Source organism: Phenylobacterium sp., from assembly GCF_044236515.1.
GTDB lineage: Bacteria > Pseudomonadota > Alphaproteobacteria > Caulobacterales > Caulobacteraceae > Phenylobacterium.
The window spans coordinates 1-19,170 of the sequence record NZ_JBIIGK010000026.1; the positions used below are offsets into that span (position 1 = coordinate 1).

The 19,170-nt window shown below is 69.7% G+C and carries 22 protein-coding genes; 10 read left to right on the forward strand and 12 right to left on the reverse strand.

Annotated elements, in window-relative coordinates; translation table 11 throughout:
• The first annotated feature begins 76 nt into the window (after window positions 1-76).
• Genes ACILRF_RS04610 through def form a run of 5 tightly spaced genes read left to right on the forward strand, consistent with a single transcriptional unit; the run spans window position 77 to window position 4,591 of the window.
• Window positions 77-1,873, forward strand: a complete 1,797-nt coding sequence (locus ACILRF_RS04610) for a DNA polymerase III subunit gamma/tau (protein ID WP_395671096.1) — start codon at window positions 77-79, stop codon at window positions 1,871-1,873.
• A 3-nt stretch (window positions 1,874-1,876) separates the two neighbouring features.
• A complete protein-coding gene (locus ACILRF_RS04615) occupies window positions 1,877-2,203 on the forward strand; it encodes a YbaB/EbfC family nucleoid-associated protein (protein ID WP_395671097.1) in 327 nt (108 codons plus the stop codon).
• A 1-nt stretch (window position 2,204) separates the two neighbouring features.
• Window positions 2,205-2,807 (forward strand): recombination mediator RecR, encoded by a 603-nt coding sequence (recR, locus tag ACILRF_RS04620; protein ID WP_395671098.1) that lies wholly within the window; start codon window positions 2,205-2,207, stop codon window positions 2,805-2,807.
• Between the two features lie 32 nt (window positions 2,808-2,839).
• The gene (locus ACILRF_RS04625) at window positions 2,840-4,063 is read left to right on the forward strand and encodes a DNA recombination protein RmuC (protein WP_395671099.1); all 1,224 of its coding nucleotides are present in this window, start codon (window positions 2,840-2,842) and stop codon (window positions 4,061-4,063) included.
• A 24-nt stretch (window positions 4,064-4,087) separates the two neighbouring features.
• Complete coding sequence (gene def, locus ACILRF_RS04630; RefSeq protein ID WP_395671100.1) at window positions 4,088-4,591, forward strand: peptide deformylase; 504 nt, start codon at window positions 4,088-4,090, stop codon at window positions 4,589-4,591.
• Between the two features lie 9 nt (window positions 4,592-4,600).
• Here def and ACILRF_RS04635 read toward each other — a convergent pair whose 3' ends face one another.
• On the reverse strand, window positions 4,601-4,921 hold the full coding sequence (locus tag ACILRF_RS04635) for a lipoprotein (protein ID WP_395671101.1): 321 nt from the start codon (window positions 4,919-4,921) through the stop codon (window positions 4,601-4,603).
• Window positions 4,922-5,006: 85 nt separating this feature from the next.
• Between ACILRF_RS04635 and fmt the strand changes: the two genes are divergently transcribed.
• Together fmt and truA are read left to right on the forward strand one after the other, a co-directional pair.
• Window positions 5,007-5,933, forward strand: coding sequence for a methionyl-tRNA formyltransferase (fmt, locus tag ACILRF_RS04640; RefSeq protein ID WP_395671102.1), 927 nt, complete (start codon window positions 5,007-5,009; stop codon window positions 5,931-5,933).
• Entirely contained in the window at window positions 5,933-6,685 is a 753-nt protein-coding gene (truA, locus tag ACILRF_RS04645) for a tRNA pseudouridine(38-40) synthase TruA (RefSeq protein ID WP_395671103.1), read from the forward strand. The genes fmt and truA overlap by 1 nt, the downstream gene beginning before the upstream one ends.
• Here the strand turns inward: truA and dapE are convergent.
• Window positions 6,664-7,815, reverse strand: coding sequence for a succinyl-diaminopimelate desuccinylase (gene dapE / locus ACILRF_RS04650; protein WP_395671104.1), 1,152 nt, complete (start codon window positions 7,813-7,815; stop codon window positions 6,664-6,666). The two genes, truA and dapE, sit on opposite strands and share 22 nt — an antisense overlap.
• A gap of 51 nt (window positions 7,816-7,866) precedes the next feature.
• On the opposite strand from dapE, the gene ACILRF_RS04655 reads away from it, so the two are divergent.
• The gene (locus ACILRF_RS04655) at window positions 7,867-8,346 is read left to right on the forward strand and encodes a cupin domain-containing protein (protein ID WP_395671105.1); all 480 of its coding nucleotides are present in this window, start codon (window positions 7,867-7,869) and stop codon (window positions 8,344-8,346) included.
• Here ACILRF_RS04655 and ACILRF_RS04660 read toward each other — a convergent pair.
• From ACILRF_RS04660 to rpmH, 8 genes are all read right to left on the reverse strand, one after another.
• Window positions 8,343-8,555, reverse strand: a complete 213-nt coding sequence (locus tag ACILRF_RS04660; protein WP_395671106.1) for a DUF2945 domain-containing protein — start codon at window positions 8,553-8,555, stop codon at window positions 8,343-8,345. The two genes, ACILRF_RS04655 and ACILRF_RS04660, sit on opposite strands and share 4 nt — an antisense overlap.
• Window positions 8,556-8,613: 58 nt before the next feature.
• A complete protein-coding gene (gene dapD / locus ACILRF_RS04665) occupies window positions 8,614-9,456 on the reverse strand; it encodes a 2,3,4,5-tetrahydropyridine-2,6-dicarboxylate N-succinyltransferase (protein WP_395671107.1) in 843 nt (280 codons plus the stop codon).
• Complete coding sequence (locus ACILRF_RS04670) at window positions 9,453-10,118, reverse strand: pyrimidine 5'-nucleotidase (RefSeq protein WP_395671108.1); 666 nt, start codon at window positions 10,116-10,118, stop codon at window positions 9,453-9,455. The genes dapD and ACILRF_RS04670 overlap by 4 nt, the downstream gene beginning before the upstream one ends.
• A complete protein-coding gene (gene argB, locus ACILRF_RS04675; RefSeq protein WP_395671122.1) occupies window positions 10,115-11,029 on the reverse strand; it encodes an acetylglutamate kinase in 915 nt (304 codons plus the stop codon). Before argB ends, ACILRF_RS04670 begins: the two co-directional genes overlap by 4 nt.
• Window positions 11,030-11,130: 101 nt before the next feature.
• Window positions 11,131-11,775, reverse strand: a complete 645-nt coding sequence (gene yihA, locus ACILRF_RS04680) for a ribosome biogenesis GTP-binding protein YihA/YsxC (protein WP_395671109.1) — start codon at window positions 11,773-11,775, stop codon at window positions 11,131-11,133.
• Entirely contained in the window at window positions 11,772-13,562 is a 1,791-nt protein-coding gene (gene yidC, locus ACILRF_RS04685; RefSeq protein ID WP_395671110.1) for a membrane protein insertase YidC, read from the reverse strand. Before yidC ends, yihA begins: the two co-directional genes overlap by 4 nt.
• On the reverse strand, window positions 13,563-13,967 hold the full coding sequence (gene rnpA, locus ACILRF_RS04690) for a ribonuclease P protein component (RefSeq protein WP_395671111.1): 405 nt from the start codon (window positions 13,965-13,967) through the stop codon (window positions 13,563-13,565). It lies immediately after the preceding gene.
• A 41-nt stretch (window positions 13,968-14,008) separates the two neighbouring features.
• Window positions 14,009-14,143 (reverse strand): 50S ribosomal protein L34, encoded by a 135-nt coding sequence (gene rpmH / locus ACILRF_RS04695; protein ID WP_111526839.1) that lies wholly within the window; start codon window positions 14,141-14,143, stop codon window positions 14,009-14,011.
• Between the two features lie 197 nt (window positions 14,144-14,340).
• On the opposite strand from rpmH, the gene ACILRF_RS04700 reads away from it, so the two are divergent.
• Complete coding sequence (locus ACILRF_RS04700; RefSeq protein ID WP_395671112.1) at window positions 14,341-16,068, forward strand: amidohydrolase; 1,728 nt, start codon at window positions 14,341-14,343, stop codon at window positions 16,066-16,068.
• Between the two features lie 163 nt (window positions 16,069-16,231).
• A complete protein-coding gene (gene chrA / locus ACILRF_RS04705; RefSeq protein WP_395671113.1) occupies window positions 16,232-17,617 on the forward strand; it encodes a chromate efflux transporter in 1,386 nt (461 codons plus the stop codon).
• A 21-nt stretch (window positions 17,618-17,638) separates the two neighbouring features.
• Here the strand turns inward: chrA and map are convergent, their stop codons facing one another.
• Together map and ACILRF_RS04715 are read right to left on the reverse strand one after the other, a co-directional pair.
• Window positions 17,639-18,388, reverse strand: coding sequence for a type I methionyl aminopeptidase (gene map / locus ACILRF_RS04710; RefSeq protein ID WP_395671114.1), 750 nt, complete (start codon window positions 18,386-18,388; stop codon window positions 17,639-17,641).
• 41 nt (window positions 18,389-18,429) lie between these two features.
• Window positions 18,430-19,053, reverse strand: coding sequence for a TetR/AcrR family transcriptional regulator (locus tag ACILRF_RS04715; RefSeq protein WP_395671115.1), 624 nt, complete (start codon window positions 19,051-19,053; stop codon window positions 18,430-18,432).
• Window positions 19,054-19,170 lie beyond the last annotated feature (117 nt).

Consider the following 19,170-nt stretch of genomic DNA (forward strand, 5'->3'; position numbering starts at 1 on the left):
GTCCGGAAGGAAGCAGCCGTAACGAGTTTCGCTCCGGGTCGTTGTCCGGTCTCCACCCTTCCTCTTCAAGAATCCGATGGCCGACCAAGACCCCCCGTTCGACGTCGACGCGCCTGACCGCGAGGTCGTAGAGCGTGATCCGAACACGGGCGACATGTTCGGCGCGCCCCCGCCGGTCGTGGCCGAGACGTCCGCCGCTTATACGGTCATCGCCCGCAAGTACCGGCCCCGGACCTTCGAGGACCTCTATGGCCAGGAAGCAATGGTGCGCACCTTGCGCAACGCCTTCGCCACCGGCCGCATCGCCCACGCCTTCATGCTCACCGGGGTCCGCGGCGTCGGCAAGACGACCACCGCCCGCCTGCTGGCGCGCGCCCTGAACTACGAGACCGACGAGATCGACGCCCCGACGCTCGACTTCAAGGACGAGGGCCGCCACTGCCGCGCGATCATCGAGGGCCGGCACATGGACGTGCTGGAGCTCGACGCCGCCTCGCGCACCGGCGTCGCCGACATGCGCGAGCTGCTGGACGGCGTCCGCTACGCGCCGGTCGAGGCGCGCTACAAGGTCTACATCATCGACGAGGTCCACATGCTGTCGACGGGGGCGTTCAACGCGCTCCTGAAAACGCTGGAGGAGCCGCCGCCGCACGCCAAGTTCATCTTCGCGACCACCGAGATCCGCAAGGTGCCGGTGACGATCCTGTCGCGTACCCAGCGTTTCGACCTGCGTCGGGTCGAGCCGGAGGTGCTGCTCAAGAACCTGGAGATGATTTGCGACGCGGAAGGCGCCCGGGTCGAGCAGGAAGGCCTGATGCTGATCGCCCGCGCCGCCGAGGGCTCGGTGCGCGACGGCCAGTCGATGCTCGACCAGGCGATCGTGCAGGCCGAGCCGGGGCAAACGGTCACCGCCGAGAGCATCCGCGACATGCTCGGTCTCGCCGACCGGGCCCAAACCATCGGCCTGTTCGAACAGGTCATGCGCGGCGAGGCCGGGCCGGCCATCGAAACCTTCCGCCACCTCTACGGCTACGGCGCAAATCCTGACCAGGTGGTGCTCGATCTGCTGGACCATTGCCACGGCGCCTCGGTCGCCAAGGCGATCGGCCCTCAGGCGCTGGTCATGCCCAAGGAGCAGGCGGCGCGGCTGGCGGCCGTCGGCGCCTCGGTGTCGGCCGGCGTGCTGTCGCGGCTGTGGCAGCTGATCCTCAAGGCGTATGAAGAGGTGCGCCGCGCGCCGGATGCGGCCGCGGCCGTCGACATGGCGATCATCCGCCTGGCGTACGCCGCCGACCTGCCCGGGCCGGAAGAGGCGCTCAAGCGGCTGCAGGCGGGCGAGCCGGTTGGCGCCGGGCCCTCGGGCGGCGCGCCGTCCGGCGGCGGCGGCGGCGGCGGCGGTGCGGCCGTTGCGCGGCGGGCCATGCCCCAGCCGCAGACCGCCGAGCCGGCGCCGACGCTGCAATCCTTCGACGACGTCATGGCGCTGATCGACCGCCGCCGCGACATCACCCTGAAGCTGGACGTCGAGCGCTTCGTGCGGCCGATCAGTTTCCGGCCCGGCGCCATCGAGTACGAGCCGGCCCCCGGGGCGCCCGCCAACCTCGCCCAGCGGCTCGTCGCGCGGCTGAAGGAATGGACGGGCGAGCGCTGGCTGATCGTCGCCCAGGGCGGCGGCGGGGCCGAGAGCGCCTGGGAAAAGCAGAAACGCGAGGAACGCGAGGTCCGCGCCCAGATCGAACAGGACCCGTTCGTCCGGTCGGTGATGGAGAGCTTCCCGGGCGCCGAGATCGTCTCGATCCGCAACCAGCCGCAGCCGGAGGCGGCCGTCGCGCCGCCGCCGGAGGACGACCCCGAAGAAGAGCGTGAGGAGTAGCCGATGAAGGATCTGGGCTCGCTGATGAAGCAGGCGCAGGCGATGCAGCAGAAGCTCGCCGACGCCCAGGCCAAGCTCGCCGAGCTGTCCGTCGAGGGCGCCTCGGGCGGCGGGATGGTCAAGGTGGTGCTGAAGGGCTCTGGCGAACTGGCCCGCGTCGACCTCGACGACAGCCTGCTCCAGCCAGGCGAAGGCGAGGTGGTCTCGGATCTGATCGTGGCGGCGCACGCCGACGCCAAACGCAAGCTCGACGAGAAGCAGGCCGAGATGATGCGCGAGGCCGCCGGGCCGCTGGCCGGCATGGGCCTGCCCGGCATGCCGAAGTTCTGACTTGGCCGCATCGGCCGGCCCCGAGATCGAGCGGCTGATCGGTTTGCTCGCCAAGCTGCCGGGGCTCGGTCCGCGGTCAGCGCGACGGGCCGCGCTCGCCCTGCTCAAACGCCGCGAACAGCTACTGCTGCCGCTGACCGACGCCCTCGGCGAGGCCGCGGCGCGGGTCAAGACGTGCCAGGTCTGCGGAAGTCTCGACACCCAGGATCCGTGCGCGATCTGCGCCGACCACAACCGTGACGGCGCGCTGATCTGCGTCGTCGAAGAGGTCGGCGCCCTGTGGGCCATGGAGCGGGCGGGAGCGTTCCGCGGCCGCTATCACGTGCTGGGCGGCCTGCTGTCGGCCCTGGATGGGGTCGGCCCGGAGGCTTTGCGCATCGGCCCACTCGTCGAACGCGCCGGGCAGGAGGCGGTAAAGGAAGTGGTCCTCGCCCTGCCGGCCACCGTCGACGGGCAGACCACCGCCCACTACCTCGCCGACCGTCTGGCCTTCGCGAACGTCACCGTCACCATGCTGGCCCGCGGCGTGCCGGTCGGCGGCGAACTCGACTGGCTCGACGATGGCACCATCGCCCAGGCCATGCGGGCGCGGCGTCCGGCCTAGCCCCGACTCACCGGCTGCGATAAGAACGCAGCATGAACGCCGCCCTCATCGCCGCCGTCGTCCTCGGCCTCGCGGCCGCCGCCGCCATCGCCTGGGCGCTGAAGGAGCGGCTGCGCGCCTCCATCGCCGAGGCCCGCATCCGCCTGCTGGAAGAGCAAGCCGAGGCCCAGGCCGAGTATCTGCGGACCCAGGCCGCCAGTTCGGCCAGCGCCGTCGCCGAAGCGCTGGTCAAGCAGACGGAGGAGACCTTCCGCAACCGCGAGCAACTCGCCCAGGCCAGGATCGAGGCGCAGCTCAAGCCGGTCGCCGAGACCCTGCAGAAATTCCAGGAACAGGTCGTCGCCGTCGAGAAGCAGCGGGCCGAGGAGAATGGCGGCCTGAAAGCCCAGATCGCCCAGCTGCTCCAGGCCTCGACCGCCACGCAGGAAGAGGCGCGGAAGCTCTCGGCCGCCCTTCGCCGCGGGGCCGGGGTCCAAGGCCGATGGGGCGAGCAGACCCTGCGCAACGTGCTGCAGGCGGCCGGCCTCTCCAACCGCTTCGACTTCGACGAGCAGACCTCGACAGACACGGAGGAGGGCCGCCGTCGGCCCGACGTGGTGATCCGCCTGCCGGGAGGCGGGGTGTTCGTCATCGACGCCAAGTGCTCGCTCAACGCCTTCCTGGAGATGCAGGACGCCGCCGACGACTTGAGCCGCGACGCCTGCGGCCTGCGCCACGTCCAGAGCGTGCGCGGCCACGTCCAAGGGCTGTCGGCCAAGGCCTATTGGGACCAGTTCGAAAGCTCGCCGGATTTCGTGGCCATGTTCGTGCCGCTGGACAGCGCCCTGGCCGCCGCCCTCGATCGGGCGCCGGACCTCCTGACCGAGGCGATGGATCGGCGGGTGGTGATCGTCACGCCGACGACCCTTTTCGCCCTCTGCAAGGCGGTCAGCTACGGCTGGCGGGTCGAGGACCAGGCGGCCAACGCCCGCAAGATCGCCGATCTCGGCCGCGAGCTCTACAAGCGGATCGCGGTCATGGGCGGCCACGCCTCGTCCGTCGGCAAGGCGCTGACCGCCGCCGTCGAGCGCTACAACCAGATGGTCGCCTCGCTGGAGACCCAGGTCCTGACGCAGGCCAAGCGGTTCGAGGACCTCAAGGTCGAGCACCAGGGCAAGGAGATCGGCGAGCTGCCGGCCGTCGAGGTTTCGGTGCGGCCGCTGGCCAAGCTGTCGTCGGAGCCCCGGCTGTCTGAACCCGAGCGCCTTGACGCGTAGGGAACGGAGACCTACCTCCGCGCCATGGCCATCCGCGAAATCCTCGTTGTTCCCAACCCCGTCCTGAAACAGGTCTCCCAGCCTGTGGAGCGGGTCGACGACGAGCTGCGTGCGCTGATGGATGACATGCTGGAGACGATGTACGACGCCCCGGGGATCGGCCTCGCCGCCATCCAGATCGGCGTGCCGAAGCGGGTCATCGTCATGGATCTCGGCACGGCTGAGGATCGCCAGCCGCGTTATTTCGTGAACCCCGAGATCCTCTGGGCCTCGGACGACACCCTCCCCTACGAGGAAGGCTGCCTGTCGATCCCGGAATATTTCGACGAGGTCGACCGACCGTCACGCGTCAAGCTGCGCTATCTGAACTACCAGGGCGAGCAGGTCGAGGAAGACGCGGACGGCCTCTTCGCGGTCTGCATCCAGCACGAGATGGACCACCTCGAAGGCGTGCTGTTCATCGACCACCTGTCGCGCCTCAAGCGCGAACAGGCGGTCAAGAAGGTCAAGAAGCTCCGGGCGGCCTAGAGCGTCCCGTCACGGGACGCGATTTTCCGACCGGGCCGTCGTCGTCGCCGGCTTGTCGTCGTCGGCGGCGTCCTTGATCGCCGAGCCCATTTCCTTGAGCGCGTCCTTGGCCTCGCCCGCCGCCCGCTTCACGTCGGGATCGCTGGTGATCTCCTTCAGTTCCTGACCGGCCTTGTCGAGGTTGGCCTCCATTTCCCGGCCGACTTCGATCGAGTTCTCCTTGACCTCGGAAGCGGCCTCGTTGGCGTTGGCCTGGGCCTTGTCCTGCTGGGTCTGGTTGCAGGCGGCGAGCGCCAAGGCCAGGCCAAGGACGGGAATGATCTTGCGCATATGAGGGCTCCCTAACGGTCGGGCTAGCAACGGCCGCGCTTGAGGCCAAGTTCCCATATCCGCCCGTCGCAGGTAAACGGCCCTGATGCGCCTCGCCTTCCTCGGAACTCCGGACTTCGCCGTCGCGGCCCTGTCGGCCCTGGTCGAGGCCGGCCATGAGATCGCCTGCGTCTACTCGCAGCCGCCGGCCCCGCGCGGCCGCGGCCAGGAGATGAAGCCCTCGCCGGTCCACGCCTTCGCCGAGGCGCGGGGCATTCCGGTCCGCACCCCGGGCTCGATGCGCGATCCGGCGGAGATCGCCGCCTTCCGAGCCCTGGACCTTGAGGCCGCTGTGGTCGTCGCCTTCGGCCAGATCCTGCCGCGCGAGGTGCTGGAGGCGCCGCGTCTCGGCTCCTTCAACGCCCACGCCTCGCTACTGCCGCGCTGGCGCGGGGCCGCGCCGATCCAGCGGGCGATCATGGCCGGCGATCCGGTCACCGGCGTACAGGTCATGCGCATGACCGAGGGTCTGGACGAAGGGCCGGTGGTCGCCACCGCCACGGTCCGTATCGGCCCGCACGACACCGCGGCCACCCTGCACGACCGGCTGGCCGCGGCGGGCGCGGCGCTGCTCGTCGCCACCCTGCCGGCCATCGAACGCGGCGAAGCCGTCGAAACGCCCCAGGCCGAAGGGGGCGTCACCTACGCCAGGAAGATCCGGCCGAAGGAGGCGCGCATCGACTGGACGCGGCCCGCCGTGGAGGTCGACCGCAAGATCCGCGGCCTGTCTCCGTTCCCGGGCGCCTGGTTCCTGCTGCCGACCGCCAGGGGCGAGGTGCGGGTCAAGGCGCTGCTGTCGGCCGTCGAGGACAAGGATGGGCCGGCCGGGCGAGCGCTCGACGACCGCCTGCTGGTCGCCTGCGGCGACGGGGCGGTGCGGCTGCTGCGGGTGCAGCGCGAGGGCCGCGGCCCACAGGACGCCGAGGCGTTCCTGAACGGCGTCGCCGTGCCGGCCGGGACGGGGCTGGCCTGATGCCGCGCTACCGGCTGCGGATCGAGTACGACGGCCGCCGCTACCACGGCTTCCAGGCCCAGGCCGGCCTGCCGTCGGTGCAGGAGGCGGTCGAGACGGCGGTGAAGGCGTTCTGCGGCGAAACTCTGAGGCTACAGGCCGCCGGGCGCACCGACACCGGCGTCCACGCCACCGGGCAGGTGGTTCATGTCGACCTGACCAAGGACTGGCCGGCCGACGTCGTCCGCAACGCCCTCAACGCCCACCTGATCGACGAGGCGGTGGTGGTGCTCGACGCCGAGGCGGCGCCGGAGGGTTGGCACGCGCGGTTCTCGGCGACGGAGCGACGCTACCTCTACCGCATCCTCAACCGCGCGGGCCCGCCCGCGCTCGACCGCGGCCGGGTCTGGCACGTGAAGAAGCCGCTCGACGCCGCCGCCATGCACGAGGCCGCCCAGGTCCTGGTCGGCCACCACGACTTCACCACCTTCCGCGATCTCGACTGCCAGGCGAAGTCGCCGATCAAGACGCTCGATCTCGCCGCGGTGCGCCGGGAGGGCGAAGAGGTCTGGCTGGAGTTCGCCTCCCGCTCGTTCCTGCACCGCCAGGTCCGCTCGATGACCGGCAGCCTCGCCCAGGTCGGCCTCGGCCGCTGGACGGCGGACGATCTGCGGGCGGCGCTGGACGCCCGCGATCGCAAGGCTTGCGGACCGGTGGCGCCGGCCGATGGGCTCTATCTCACCGGCGTCGGCTACGAAAACCGCGCAAAGTAGAGGGCGATCAGGCGTTCGTAGACGGTCTGGAGCTGGCGGATCTCGGCGACCGGCGCGCGCTCGTCGACCTGGTGCATGGTGCGGCCGACCAAGCCGACCTCGACCACCGGGCACAGCGCCCGGATGAACCGCGCGTCCGAGGTGCCGCCGGACGTGGAGAGCTCCGGCTCGCGCCCGGCCGCCTCCCGGACCGCCGTGGCGATCACATCTGTGAACGGGCCGGGGGCGGTCAGGAAGGCCTCGCCGCTGATCTGCGGGGTGACCGTGATACGGCCCTCAAATCCCTCCGCCGCCTTTGCCGCCTCGGCCTCGATCCAGCCGGCCAGCGAGGCGCCGGTGTGGCCGGGATTGAACCGGATGTTGAGCCGCGCCTTCGCGACGCCAGGGATGATGTTGGTCGCCGTGTTGGGCACGTCGATCCAGGTCACTTCGAGATTCGAGGGCTGGAATTCTGGATAGCCGTCGTCCAGCGGCCTGGCTTGCAGGGCGGCCAGCAGACGGATCAGCACCGGGGCCGGATTGGCGGCGCGCTGCGGATAGGCCACGTGGCCCTGCACGCCCTCCACTGTGATCTCGACGTTGATCGACCCACGCCGGCCGACCTTGACCATGTCGCCGAAGGTCTCGGAGCTGGTCGGCTCGCCGACCACGCAGTGGTCGATGACCTCGCCCTCGGCCAGCAGGGCTTCGACCACCTTCTTGGTGCCGTCGAGGGCGACGCCCTCCTCGTCGCCAGTGATCAGGAAGGAGATCGAGCCGCTTACCGTCCCGTCGGCGATGGCCTTGGCGGCGGCGGCGGCGAAGGCGGCGATGGCGCTCTTCATGTCGACGGCGCCGCGGCCGATCAACACTCCGTCGACGACCTCGGCGGCGAAAGCGTCCTGGGACCAGGCGGCGGCGTCGCCGACGGGAACGACGTCGGTGTGGCCCGCGAAGCAGAGGTTCGGCCGCGCGGTCCCGTAACGGGCGTAGAGGTTCTCGATCTCGCCGAAACGCATCCGGCGGCAGGCGAAGCCCAGGCTGCGCAGGGTTTCCTCCACCACGTCCATCGCGCCGGCGTCGGCGGGGGTGACTGACGGGCGGCGGATCAGCGCGCGAGTGAGTTCGACGGCGTCGATCAGGGTGGTCACCGGTAAAGCTCGTTCCTAAGTTTCGGGTCAGGTCTAGACCGGAACCGCCCCATGCCCAAGATCGACCTCGCCACCGCGCCGACCCGCTTCGGCACCGGCTACCCCGCTCCCTTCGATGAACCCTGCCGCGAACGCCGCCGCTGGAAGCTCGGCGACGCCGCCGGCCTGACCCAGTTCGGCGTCAACCTGCTGCGCCTGCCGCCCGGCGCCTGGTCGAGCCAGCGGCATTGGCACACCGCCGAGGACGAGTTCGTGTTCGTCGTCGAGGGCGAAGTGGTGCTGGTCACCGACGCTGGCGAGGAGCTGCTGCGGGCCGGCGACAGCGCCGGCTTCAAGGCCGGCGTGCCGGACGGCCACCACATCCAGAACCGATCGGACCGCGAGGCCGTGCTGCTGGAAGTGGGCGCGCGGCGGCCGGGCGAGGACGGCGCCGACTATCCCGACATCGACCTGATGCTGCGACCCGGCGAGAGCGCCTACCGCCACAACGACGGGACGCTTTACGAGGCGTCGCAGAGCCGCTCGCGCTAGCCGCGCCGCAGCTCGCCCGGCTTGTGCGCCGCGATGGCGCCGGTCTTGTCCGACTTCACGACGTACTCGGGGTTGTCTTCGGAGGCGGCGACCTTGTGACCCTTGATAGTCATCGGCCGGGTCTGCTTGCGCACGACCTTGCCCGTGGCGGTCCCCTGGCTGTGGTCCCACTTCACCTTATCGCCGGCCTTGAACGTCTTTTCGGCCATGGACCGCTCCTCGCGCTGCCCCGGATGAAGCGGCGCGAGGCGGGCGGGGTTCCGGCGGTCAGTCGCGCAGCAGCTCGTTGATCGAGGTCTTCGAGCGCGTCCGCTCGTCCACCGTCTTCATGATTACCGCGCAGTAGGTGGACGGCAGGCTGGGGTCGTTCTTGTTCGGGCGAGAGCCCGGAACCACCACGGAGTAGGGCGGCACTTCCCCCAGCCGCGTCTCGCCGGTCGCCCGGTCGATGATGGGGGTGGTGGCGGTCAGGAAGACGCCCATCGACAGCACGCTGCCTTCGCGGACGATCACGCCCTCGGCGACTTCCGAGCGGGCGCCGATGAAGCAGTGGTCCTCGATGATCGTCGGATTGGCCTGCAGCGGCTCCAGCACGCCGCCGATGCCGGCGCCGCCGGAGATGTGGCAGTTCTTCCCGATCTGGGCGCACGAGCCGACCGTCGCCCAGGTGTCGACCATGGTCCCTTCGTCGACATAGGCGCCGATGTTGACGAACGACGGCATCAGCACGACGCCCTTGGCGATGTAGCTGCCGCGGCGGGCCACCGCGCCCGGGACCGCGCGGAAGCCGGCGGCCTCGAACCGCGAGGCGTCCCAGCCGGCGAACTTCACCGGCACCTTGTCCCAATAGGGGCCGGGCGGGCCCGCGTGCATGACGCTGTTGGGATTCAGGCGGAAGGACAGCAGGATCGCCTGCTTGACCCACTGGTTCACGCTCCAGGCGCCATCGGCGCCGCGCTCGGCGACCCGCAGGGTCCCGGCGTCGAGCAGGTTCAGCGTCTCGTCGACGGCGGTGCGCACCGGACCGGTCGTCGTCGTTCCGACGCCCTCGCGGGCGGCCCAGGCGGCCTCGATCTCGAGCTTCAGGTCGGCGGGGGAGATGGCGGTCATGTCAGATCCCTGATCCGGGCGCCCGCAAGGAAGGGCGCCAGCTGTTCTGTGCGATGATGGACGAAAGGCGCGGCGCAGGCCGGCGCGTGGGCGCCGACCAGCACGGTGGTCATGCCGAGCGCGGCGGCCGGCTCCAGGTTGCGTTCGGTGTCCTCGAAGAAGGCGGTCGCCTCGGGCTCCAGCGCATGCGCCGCGACGCAGGCGTCGAACGCCTTCCGGGAGGGCTTGGGGTCATAGTCCGCCGAGCCGATGTGGAACACGCCTTCGAACAGATGATCGAGGCCGAGCTTCTTCAGCACCCGCTCGGCGTGGACGTCGTCGGCGTTGGTGAAGATGATCCGCCGGCCGGGCAGCCGCTCGAGGGCGGCCAGGGTCGCCGGATCCTGCGACAGCGCCTCCAGCGAGATGTCGTGGAAGATGGCGTGGAAGTCGGCGGGCTCAATCCCGTGGTTCAGCATCATCCCCTTCAGCGTCAGGCCGTGGGCGCTGAGATAGGATTTCTGCAGCTTGAACGCCTCGTCGCGCGGCAGGCCGGTCACCTTCTCCACGAAGTCGGTCATCCGCGTCACGACCACGTCCATCAGCCCGCAGTCGGCCGGGTAGAGCGTGTTGTCGAGGTCGAAGAGCCAGGTGTCGACGTGAGAAAGGTCCGCGCCGGTCATCGGGAGATCAGCGTGCCCGCCCCGTGCTCGGTGAACAGTTCGACCAGCATGGCGTGCGGCCGCCGTCCGTCCAGGATCACGACCGCCTCCACCCCGGCCTCGACCGCCGCGATGGCGGTCTCCAGCTTGGGGATCATGCCGCCGGTGGCGACGCCGTCGGCGATCGCCGCGCGCGCCTCGTCGATGGTCATCTGGCGGATAAGCTCGCCGTTCCGGTCGAGCACGCCGGCGACGTCGGTCAGCAGCAGCATGCGCTTGGCGCCGAGCGCGCCGGCCAAGGCGCCGGCGACGGTGTCGGCGTTGATGTTATAGGTCTGGCCGTCGTCGGACAGGCCGATCGGGGCGACGACGGGGATATAGTCCTCGTCGGCGTAGATCAGCGCCTCGATGATCTTCGGATCGACCTTCTTGGGATCGCCGACGAAGCCCAGGTCGACCATCTGCTCGACCTCGCTCTCCGGATCCTTCTTGGTGCGCTTCACCTTCTCCACGGTCAGCAGGCCGGCGTCCTTGCCGGACAGGCCGACGCCGCGCACGTCGGCCTCGGCGCCTGCCTGGCTGATCCAGCTGGCGATTTCCTTGTTGATGGCGCCGGAGAGGACCATCTCGGCGACTTCCATCGTCGCCTCGTCGGTGACCCGCAGACCATCGACGAAGGTCGACTTCACGCCGGCCTTGGCCAGCCAGGCCGAAATCTGCGGGCCGCCGCCGTGGACGATGACCGGGTGCAGTCCCAGCATCTTCAGCAGCACGGCGTCGGCGGCGAACAGCTTGGCGACCTGCTCCTCGCCCATGGCGTGGCCGCCGTATTTGATGACGACGGTCTTGCGGTCGTAGTGCTGGATGTAGGGCAGGGCCTCGGCAAGCGTCTTGGCCGTCGCCCAGCCCTGGCCGTTGGTCTCGTCGCTCACCGCGTTCACCCGTTCCGTCTCTGGAGGGCTCCGATAGCGGACGCGTGCCGGGATGTCATCAGGGCCACGCCCCCTCCACCCAGTTCATGGGAAGGGGGAACCTAGACCTCGCAGACCGAGGCGATCTCGGCGCGAAGCTCCGGAATACCGCCGCCCTTCTCCGAGGAGGTGGCGAGCACACGGGGGAAGGCGGCGGGGCGCTTGGCGATCTGCTTTTCGGTGCGCGCGACCACCGCTTCCACCTCGGCCGGCTTCAGCTTGTCCGCCTTGGTCAGGATGATCTGGTAGCTGACGGCGGCGACGTCGAAGGCGGCCATGGCCTCGTCGTCCACCGCCTTCAGGCCGTGACGGGAATCGATCAGGAGGAAGGCGCGCTTCAGGTTGGGCCGGCCGCGCAGGTAGTCGCGGCCGAGGTTCTGGAACTTCTTGACCTCGCCCTTTGAGGCCCGCGCGAAGCCGTAGCCCGGCAGGTCGACCAGGCGCAGCCGTTCGTCGACGACGAAGAAGTTCACCTCCCGCGTCCGGCCCGGCTCGTTGGAGGCGCGGGCCAGGTGAGTGCGGCCGACGACGGCGTTGATCAGCGAGCTTTTGCCGACGTTGGAGCGGCCGGCGAACGCCACCTCCGGCAGCTCGGTGTCGGGCAGGCCGCTCATCGAGACGGCGCCCATCATGAAGCGCGCCTCGCGGGCGAACAGCTTGCGCGCGGCCTCCAGCGCCTCGGCGTCGAAGGCGGCGTCCTCGCTCACGTGGCGGGATCCGGCTTGCCGGTCATCCTGCGGATCAGCTTGTCGATCGGATTGTCGACCTTGAAGCGCCGCATGATCACGTACTGCTGCAGGATCGTCAGCACGTTCGACCAGGTCCAGTAGATCAGCAGGCCGGCCGCGAACGGGGCCATGATGAACATGAACAGCAGCGGCATCAGCTGGAAGATCTTCTGCTGCACCGGGTCCGGCGCGGGCGGGCTCATCGAGGTCGTCAGCCACATGGTGAAGCCGTAGGCGAGCGGCAGGATGCCGAGGTGCAGCGCGCCGTCCAGAAGGCCGCCGATCAGCGGCGCGGTGGCCGGATCCCAGGGGATGAGGCCGAACAGGGTCCAGATGCTGGTCGGGTCGCGGGCCGACAGGTCGCGGATCCAGCCGACGAACGGCGCGTGCCGCATCTCGATGGTGACGGTCAGCACCTTGTAGAGGGCGTAGAATACCGGGATCTGCAGCAGGAGCGGCAGGCAGCCGGCCAGCGGATTGACCTTCTCGCGCTGATAGAGCGCCAGCAGCTCCTGCTGCTGTTTGGCCGGGTCGTCCTTATATTTCTTGCGCAGCTCCTCCATCTGGGGCTGCACCTTCTTCATCTTTGTCAGGCTCTCGTACTGCTTGTTCGCCAGCGGGAAGAACAGCAGGCGCACGACGACGGTCAGCAGCAGGATGGCGATGCCGAAGTTGGCCACGTGGCCGGTGATGAACGACAGGAACGAGAAGATAGGCCGGGTCAGGAACCAGAAGTTCCCCCAGTCCACCGACCAGTCCAGCCGCTCGACGCCGAGCTTCGAGCCGTAGTCGCGCAGCACCGGCACGCTCTTGGCGCCGGCGATGAGGTGGGTGGTCTCGGTGATCTGGCGGCCGGCGGGGATGGTGCGCGGCGCGCCGGTGTAGGTGGCGTCCAGAACCTGGCCGCCGGGCAGGTCGGTGCGGCGGAACTGGCCGGTGATCTTCTCGCCTTGCGACGGGATCAGAGCGGTCAGCCAGTACTTGTCGGTGACGCCGAGCCAGCCGCCGGAGGAGCCGTAGGCGGGGCCGCCGCCGTCCTTCACCCACTTCTTGTACTTCACCTGCCGCAGCTTGCCGTCCAGCCAGCCGACCGCGCCTTCGTGGACGATCTGGTTGGAGCCGAGGTCGGCCGGCACGCCCTGCCGCTGGATCGACGCGTAGGGAACCAGGGTCACGGGGGCCGCGCCGGTGTTGGCGACGGTGTCGGTGACGGTGAACAGATAGCGCTCGTCGACCTCGACCTTGCGGGTGAAGGTCAGGCCCTGGCCGTTGGTGGTCTGCAGGACGATGGGCCGACCGGGAGCCAGGCTGGCGCCCTGGACCAGCGTCCAGGTCGTGTCCGGGGTGGGCAGGCCGGCGATGTTCGCGCCGGTCCAGCCGATGTCGGCGAACCATGCGTGGCGCGCGCCCTCGGGCCGCAGCAGCTCGACCGGCGGCGAGCCCTTGTCCACCGTCTGGCGGTAGTTCTTCAGATAGAGGTCGTCGATCCGCGCGCCGCGCAGCGACACCGAGCCGCTCAGCGACGGCGTCGCCACCGGCACGCGCGGACTGGCTGCGACGGCCGCCTGGCGGGTGACGGCCTGGGGGATCTGCGGCGCGGGCGCGCGGCCCTGGGCGACGGCGCCGGCCTGCGGCGCCTGCCGGGCCAGTTCGGCCTGCCGGCGCTTCTGGGCCGGATCCAGCACGAAGGTCTGGTAGACGATGAAGAGGATCACCGCCGCCACGATGAAGATGATCGTGTTACGGCTGTTGTCGTCGCGTTGCATTTAGGGGATGCGGTCCGTCGAGGCAGGGCGCGAGGCCGGGGCGCCGGGGCTCACGCGGCCGGCGGCGAGCCTTATCAGCGCGGTTTTCATATCGTCAAGCAGACGGTCCCAGGGGCGGCTGATCGCCCCGCCTCGGGCGATGAATACATAGTCGCACCCGGCCTCGGCGTGGACGGGCAGCAGCAGGCGGGCCGCCTCGCGCATCCGCCGCTTGGCGCGGTTGCGTTGCACCGCCCCGCCGATGCGCTTTGTCGCGGTGAAGCCGGCGCGCACGCGCGGCTCGCCGTCCTCGCGCGGCCGGGCCTGCACGACGAGAGCCCCCTTCGCGCACGAGGGGGCCTGGGCGCAGGCGAGGAACTCGCTGCGCTTCTTCAAACGTTCGATGGGAAAGGCGGCGTCCGGCACCCGGACACCCTACAACGTCGGCGAGGCTTAAGCGCGCAGGCTTAAGCGCTCAGGCGCTTGCGGCCCTTGGCGCGACGGCGAGCCAGCACCTTTTGCCCATTCTTGGTGGACATGCGCAGGCGGAAGCCGTGACGGCGCTTACGCACGAGTCGGGACGGCTGATAGGTCCGCTTCACGAGAAAGGCTCCGGGTCGAAAATCGAGCGGCGGTGGATAGTGGAACCGGTGGGGTGAGTCAACCGCTGCGCTGCACCAACCGCTTCCGGGCGTGGGCGTCCTCCTGCCGGTGACGAAGCGTCACCACGGTTATCGTCGATGACACCTCCCGAAAGACCGCGACCTAGGGCGCCATGTCGCGCAGGAGGAAACCTAACATGCGCACACCCGGACGAGTTGTCTTCATCGCCGCGGCCGCAGCGGCTTACGCCGGCGTAGCGCTCGCCCAGGCGCCGGCTCCGGCCGACCTGGTGTTCATCAACGGTAAGGTCATCACCGTCGACGCCAAGGACACCATCGCGCGCGGCGTGGCGGTGAAGGGCGAGCGGATCGTTGCGGTCGGCGACGTCGCCGCGTGGCGCGGTCCCAACACCAAGGTCATCGATCTGAAAGGCCGGGCGCTGCTGCCGGGCTTCATCGATTCCCACTCGCACGTGGCGGGCATGGCCAACACCGAGGCCCATCACATCAACATCCAGGTGCCGCCGCTGAAGGACGGCGCGGCGGTGATCGCCAAGCTGCAGGCCGAGGCCGCCAAGCGGCCGCCGGGCGCCTGGCTGGTCGGGCAGGGGACCTACAACCAGGTGATGCCGACCCGGGAGGCGCTGGACGCGGGCCTGCCGAACAATCCGGTCGACCTGCAGTGGAGCATCCACGACCACCTGATCAACAGCAAGGCGGCCCAGGTCATGGGCCTGACCCGCGCCTACCCCGATCCGGACCCGGCCCTTGGCCGGTTCGAGCGCGCGCCGAACGGCGAGGTGATGATCATTCGCGACGCCGCCGCCCCCTGGCCGGCCAACAAGACCGCCAAGTTCACGCCCCAGGAGCGCAAGGAAGCCATCCGCGGCATCCTCGAAGACTTCTATCTGAAGAAGGGCGTCACTGCGGTCTCGGATATGTCCGACATCGACGCCTACCGGGCGATGGCCGAGCTGAAGTCCGAGGGCCGCCTGCCGACCCGGGTGCGGATGAACTACTACGTCGGCGTGATGGCCGTGCCGGGCATCACCAGCATCTCCGCTCAGGATCCGTCTCCGGTCGGGCGGCTGGCCGAACTTGGCATCAAGCCCACCGACGGCGACCGATGGCTCCACGCTGGCGGCGTCAAGTACGTGCAGGACGGCGTCTGGGGCACCACCGCCGGGGTCTACAAGCCGTTCTGGAACGGCTCGGGCACCACCTGGATTCCCAACAACACCGGCTCGGTGACCTATCAGCAGGACCGGCTCAATCGCCTGGTGCTTGAAGCCCACAAGGCCGGTTGGCAGGTGCTGACCCACGCCAACGGCGACCGCGCCCAGGACATGGTGATCTCGGCCTACGAGGCGGCGCAGAAGGCGGCGCCGCGCCCGGACCCGCGGTTCCGCATCGAGCACTACGGCCACTTCCTTGTCCAGGACGCCCGCACCGAGGAGCGTATCCAGCGGATGCACCGCAGCAAGGTGATCGCCTCGCCGCAGCCGGTTTTCCTGTGGCGCCTGACCGACGTCAACGTCCAGGAGCCGGACGTGAAGTTCTTCCCGATGAAGACCCTGATCGACCGCGGCTTCCGCCCGGCCGGCGGGGTGGACACCATCGGCACCCAGAACTTCGCCACCCCGCCGATGTTCTCGATCGAGCGGATGGTCGAGCGGAAGACGAAGTACGGCGCGGTCGCCCAGGGCGAAGAGGCGATCAGCGTCATGGACGGCATCCGGATGTTCACGATCTGGAGCGCCGAGGCCAACTTCATGGAAAAGGACTTCGGCTCGATCGAGGTCGGCAAGATCGCCGACCTGGTGGTCCTGGAGCGCGACCCGCTGACAGCGCCCTATGACCAGCTCGACGAGATCGACGTCGACATGACGGTCCTCGACGGCAAGGTCGCCTACCAGCGCAACTGACTCGTCCCGGCCGGCGGCGGGCGTTCCGCTTGCCGCCGGGCCACGGCGGAGGTAGAGCAACGGTCCGGGCTGATGCGGGTCGCCCGGACATAGACGCCTCTGGCGTCCAAGCACCCGCTCTTCGGACGCGCCCGGCCATGCCGGCGCGAGCCCTGGAGCGTGAGTGAACGTGTCGACGACGAATTCCGATACCGACCGACAGACCGTGAGCCTGGCCGAGGCGGTCAGGGTGTGGGCCCGCGTGGCGGCCTTGAGCTTCGGCGGGCCGGCCGGCCAGATCGCGGTGATGCACCGCATCCTCGTCGAGGAGAAGCGCTGGCTGGGGGAGCGGCGTTTCCTGCACGCCCTCAACTACTGCATGCTGCTGCCGGGCCCCGAGGCGCAGCAGCTCGCCACCTACATCGGCTGGCTGATGCACCGCACGCTCGGCGGATTTATCGCCGGGGCGCTGTTCGTGCTGCCGGGTTACCTGGCGATCATGGTCCTCAGCGTCCTCTATGCGCTGTTCGGCCAGGTCGGGCCGGTGGCGGCGCTGTTCTTCGGCCTCAAGGCGGCGGTGCTGGTGGTGGTGATCCAGGCGGTGCTGCGCGTCGGGCGGCGATCGCTGAAGACGCCGCTGATGATCGCCCTGGCCGTGGCGGCTTTCGTCGCCCTGTTCGTCTTCAAGGTGCCGTTCCCGATTGTGATCGTCGCGGCCGGACTGTTCGGCTTCCTGGCCGCCAAACTCGGGGTGCGCGGGGCGCTGGCCGGCGGCGGCCATGGCCCGGCTTCGGCCAACGAAGTCGCCGACGCCGACACGGTGCTAGGCGAAGGCATCCCGGCCCATGCGACGCCCAACCTGCGATGGTCGCTGTCGATCAGCGCCGCCCTGCTGGTCCTGTGGTGGACGCCGGTGCTGGCGGCGATCTTCTGGCTCGGCGATGATCACGTCTTCACTGAGATCGGCCTGTTCTTCAGCAAGATGGCCGTCGTCACCTTCGGCGGCGCCTACGCTGTCCTGGCGTACGTCGCCCAGGAGGCGGTGGAGACCTTCGGGTGGCTGCGCCCGGGCGAAATGCTGGACGGACTCGGCATGGCCGAGACGACCCCCGGCCCGCTGATCATCGTCACCCAGTTCGTCGGCTTCATGGGGGCGTTCCGCGCCGCGACCGGCCTGCCGCCGATCGCCGCGGCGATCCTCGGCGGCACCCTGACCACCTGGGTCACCTTCGTGCCGTGCTTCCTGTGGATCTTTCTCGGCGCGCCCTTCGTCGAGCGGCTGCGCGGCGCGCAGGCGCTGAACGCGGCCCTGGCGGCGATCGGCGCGGCCGTGGTCGGGGTGATCATGAACCTCGCCCTGTGGTTCGCCCTTCACGTGCTGTTTTCGCAGATGGTCACCGTGCGCGGGTTCGGGGCGCAGCTCGACCTGCCGGTGCTGAGCTCGATCAACCTTGCCAGCGCCGCCTTGACGGCGGCGGCGGCGATCGCCGCCTTCCGGTTCAAGGCGCCGATGATCCCGCTGTTGCTGGCCTGCTCGCTCGCGGGCGTGGCGCTGGACCTGCTGCTCTAGTCGCCCAGCTGATTGGCCGATCTAGTCGGCCAGGGTCACCACCACCGCGCCGCGCGGGGTGGCGACCAGGGTGTGCTCGTACTGCACCGTCGGCTGTCGGGCCGGCGGGCGCAGGGTCCAGCCGTCGTCCAGCTCCTCGACCCAATCCGCGCCGAGCGACAGGAACGGCTCGATGGTGAAGACCAGGCCGTCGGTGATCCGCCGACGCTCGGACCGGTCCTCCCAGGTGGCGATCTCGGTCGGCTCCTCGTGCAGGGAAGCGCCGACCCCGTGACTGGCGAGGTTCCGGACCAGGCTGTAGCCGTTCTTGCGGGCGAAGCTCTCGATGCTCTTGCCGATGGCGGCCAGCTCACCGCCGGCGCGGACCTGGCGGATGCCGCTCCACAGGGCGCGGCGGCCGTCGCGGCAGAGGCGTTCGATGCGCGGCGCCGTCGGGGGCACGGCGAAGCTCGCGCCGGTATCGGCGAAGAAGCCGTCAAGCTCGGCCGAAACGTCGATGTTCACCAGGTCGCCGGCCTCGATGCGGCGGTCGCCGGGAATGCCGTGGGCGACGTCCGGTCCGACCGAAATGCAGGTCGCGCCGGGGAAGTTGTAGGTCAACTCCGGCGCCGATCGCGCTCCGGCCTCTTCCAGAAGCTGGCGGCCGAGGTCGTCCAGTTCGCGGGTGGTGATGCCCGGCTCCAGGGCTTGGCCCATGGCCGTCAGGGTGCGGGCGACGACGCGACCCGCGGCCTTGAGCTTTTCGAGTTCGTCTTCGCTGCCGATGGTCATGCGATTGAGGTCGGCCGGTTCCGGGCTCCCGTCAAGCCGCCTCAGGCCTCGCGGCGCTGCGGCAGGCCCCTAAGGCCGTTGAGGATCATCGCCGAGGCGAACTCCGCAGCGCCGGCGATGTCGGGCGGCCGGCGGGTGGTCATCACGTCGCCGACGTCGCGAGCGATGGCGATACAGGCGGCGGCCATGTAGTCGGGATCGGCGTCGGGCACGCCGCCCGGTCCGCCGGCCGCGGCCTGGATCGCCTGTCGGACCTCGCCGAACACTGCCTGCATCTCCGGCGTCTCGCGCGGCAGCACGCGGGCGCTCTCGCCGGCCGGCCGTCCCTCCAGCCACAGGCGGCGTTCCTCGGCGATGAATTCGAAGTAGGCGGAGATCGCCGCCCGGACGAAACTCTCGAAACCGACTGCCTGCTCGCGCAGGTGCTTGATCACCGGCGCGAACCGACGCGCCCCGTCGTCGGCGAGGGCGGCGAACACCTCCTCCTTCGAGCGGAAGTAGTTGTAGAAGGTGCCTGAGGCGAGGCCGGTCCGACGGACGATGTCACGCACGGTCACGGCGTCGTAGCCCAGCTCCGCGAACACCGCCCGCCCTGCGTCGAGGATCGCCTGCCGGTTCTGCGACTTCGTCTGTTCACGCCGTCCGAGCGTCGCAACGTCCGCCATTTAGCCCTGCCGAGGAAGCACCCGTGGAATTTACGGCCTTTGAGAGCCTTGCCAACCCGCAGCGCCCTCCTTTGAGGCGCGGGGCGGCCTGTTGGGAACGTTGGGCGCGGCTTGCCG

Coding starts and splice junctions, on each gene's coding strand:
- ACILRF_RS04610 (WP_395671096.1), top strand. CDS start 77: ATGGCCGACCAAGACCCCCCGTTCGACGTCGACGCGCCTGACCGCGAG.
- ACILRF_RS04615 (WP_395671097.1), top strand. CDS start 1,877: ATGAAGGATCTGGGCTCGCTGATGAAGCAGGCGCAGGCGATGCAGCAG.
- ACILRF_RS04625 (WP_395671099.1), top strand. CDS start 2,840: ATGAACGCCGCCCTCATCGCCGCCGTCGTCCTCGGCCTCGCGGCCGCC.
- def (WP_395671100.1), top strand. CDS start 4,088: ATGGCCATCCGCGAAATCCTCGTTGTTCCCAACCCCGTCCTGAAACAG.
- ACILRF_RS04635 (WP_395671101.1), bottom strand. CDS start 4,921: ATGCGCAAGATCATTCCCGTCCTTGGCCTGGCCTTGGCGCTCGCCGCC.
- fmt (WP_395671102.1), top strand. CDS start 5,007: ATGCGCCTCGCCTTCCTCGGAACTCCGGACTTCGCCGTCGCGGCCCTG.
- truA (WP_395671103.1), top strand. CDS start 5,933: ATGCCGCGCTACCGGCTGCGGATCGAGTACGACGGCCGCCGCTACCAC.
- ACILRF_RS04655 (WP_395671105.1), top strand. CDS start 7,867: ATGCCCAAGATCGACCTCGCCACCGCGCCGACCCGCTTCGGCACCGGC.
- ACILRF_RS04660 (WP_395671106.1), bottom strand. CDS start 8,555: ATGGCCGAAAAGACGTTCAAGGCCGGCGATAAGGTGAAGTGGGACCAC.
- dapD (WP_395671107.1), bottom strand. CDS start 9,456: ATGACCGCCATCTCCCCCGCCGACCTGAAGCTCGAGATCGAGGCCGCC.
- ACILRF_RS04670 (WP_395671108.1), bottom strand. CDS start 10,118: ATGACCGGCGCGGACCTTTCTCACGTCGACACCTGGCTCTTCGACCTC.
- yidC (WP_395671110.1), bottom strand. CDS start 13,562: ATGCAACGCGACGACAACAGCCGTAACACGATCATCTTCATCGTGGCG.
- ACILRF_RS04700 (WP_395671112.1), top strand. CDS start 14,341: ATGCGCACACCCGGACGAGTTGTCTTCATCGCCGCGGCCGCAGCGGCT.
- map (WP_395671114.1), bottom strand. CDS start 18,388: ATGACCATCGGCAGCGAAGACGAACTCGAAAAGCTCAAGGCCGCGGGT.
- ACILRF_RS04715 (WP_395671115.1), bottom strand. CDS start 19,053: ATGGCGGACGTTGCGACGCTCGGACGGCGTGAACAGACGAAGTCGCAG.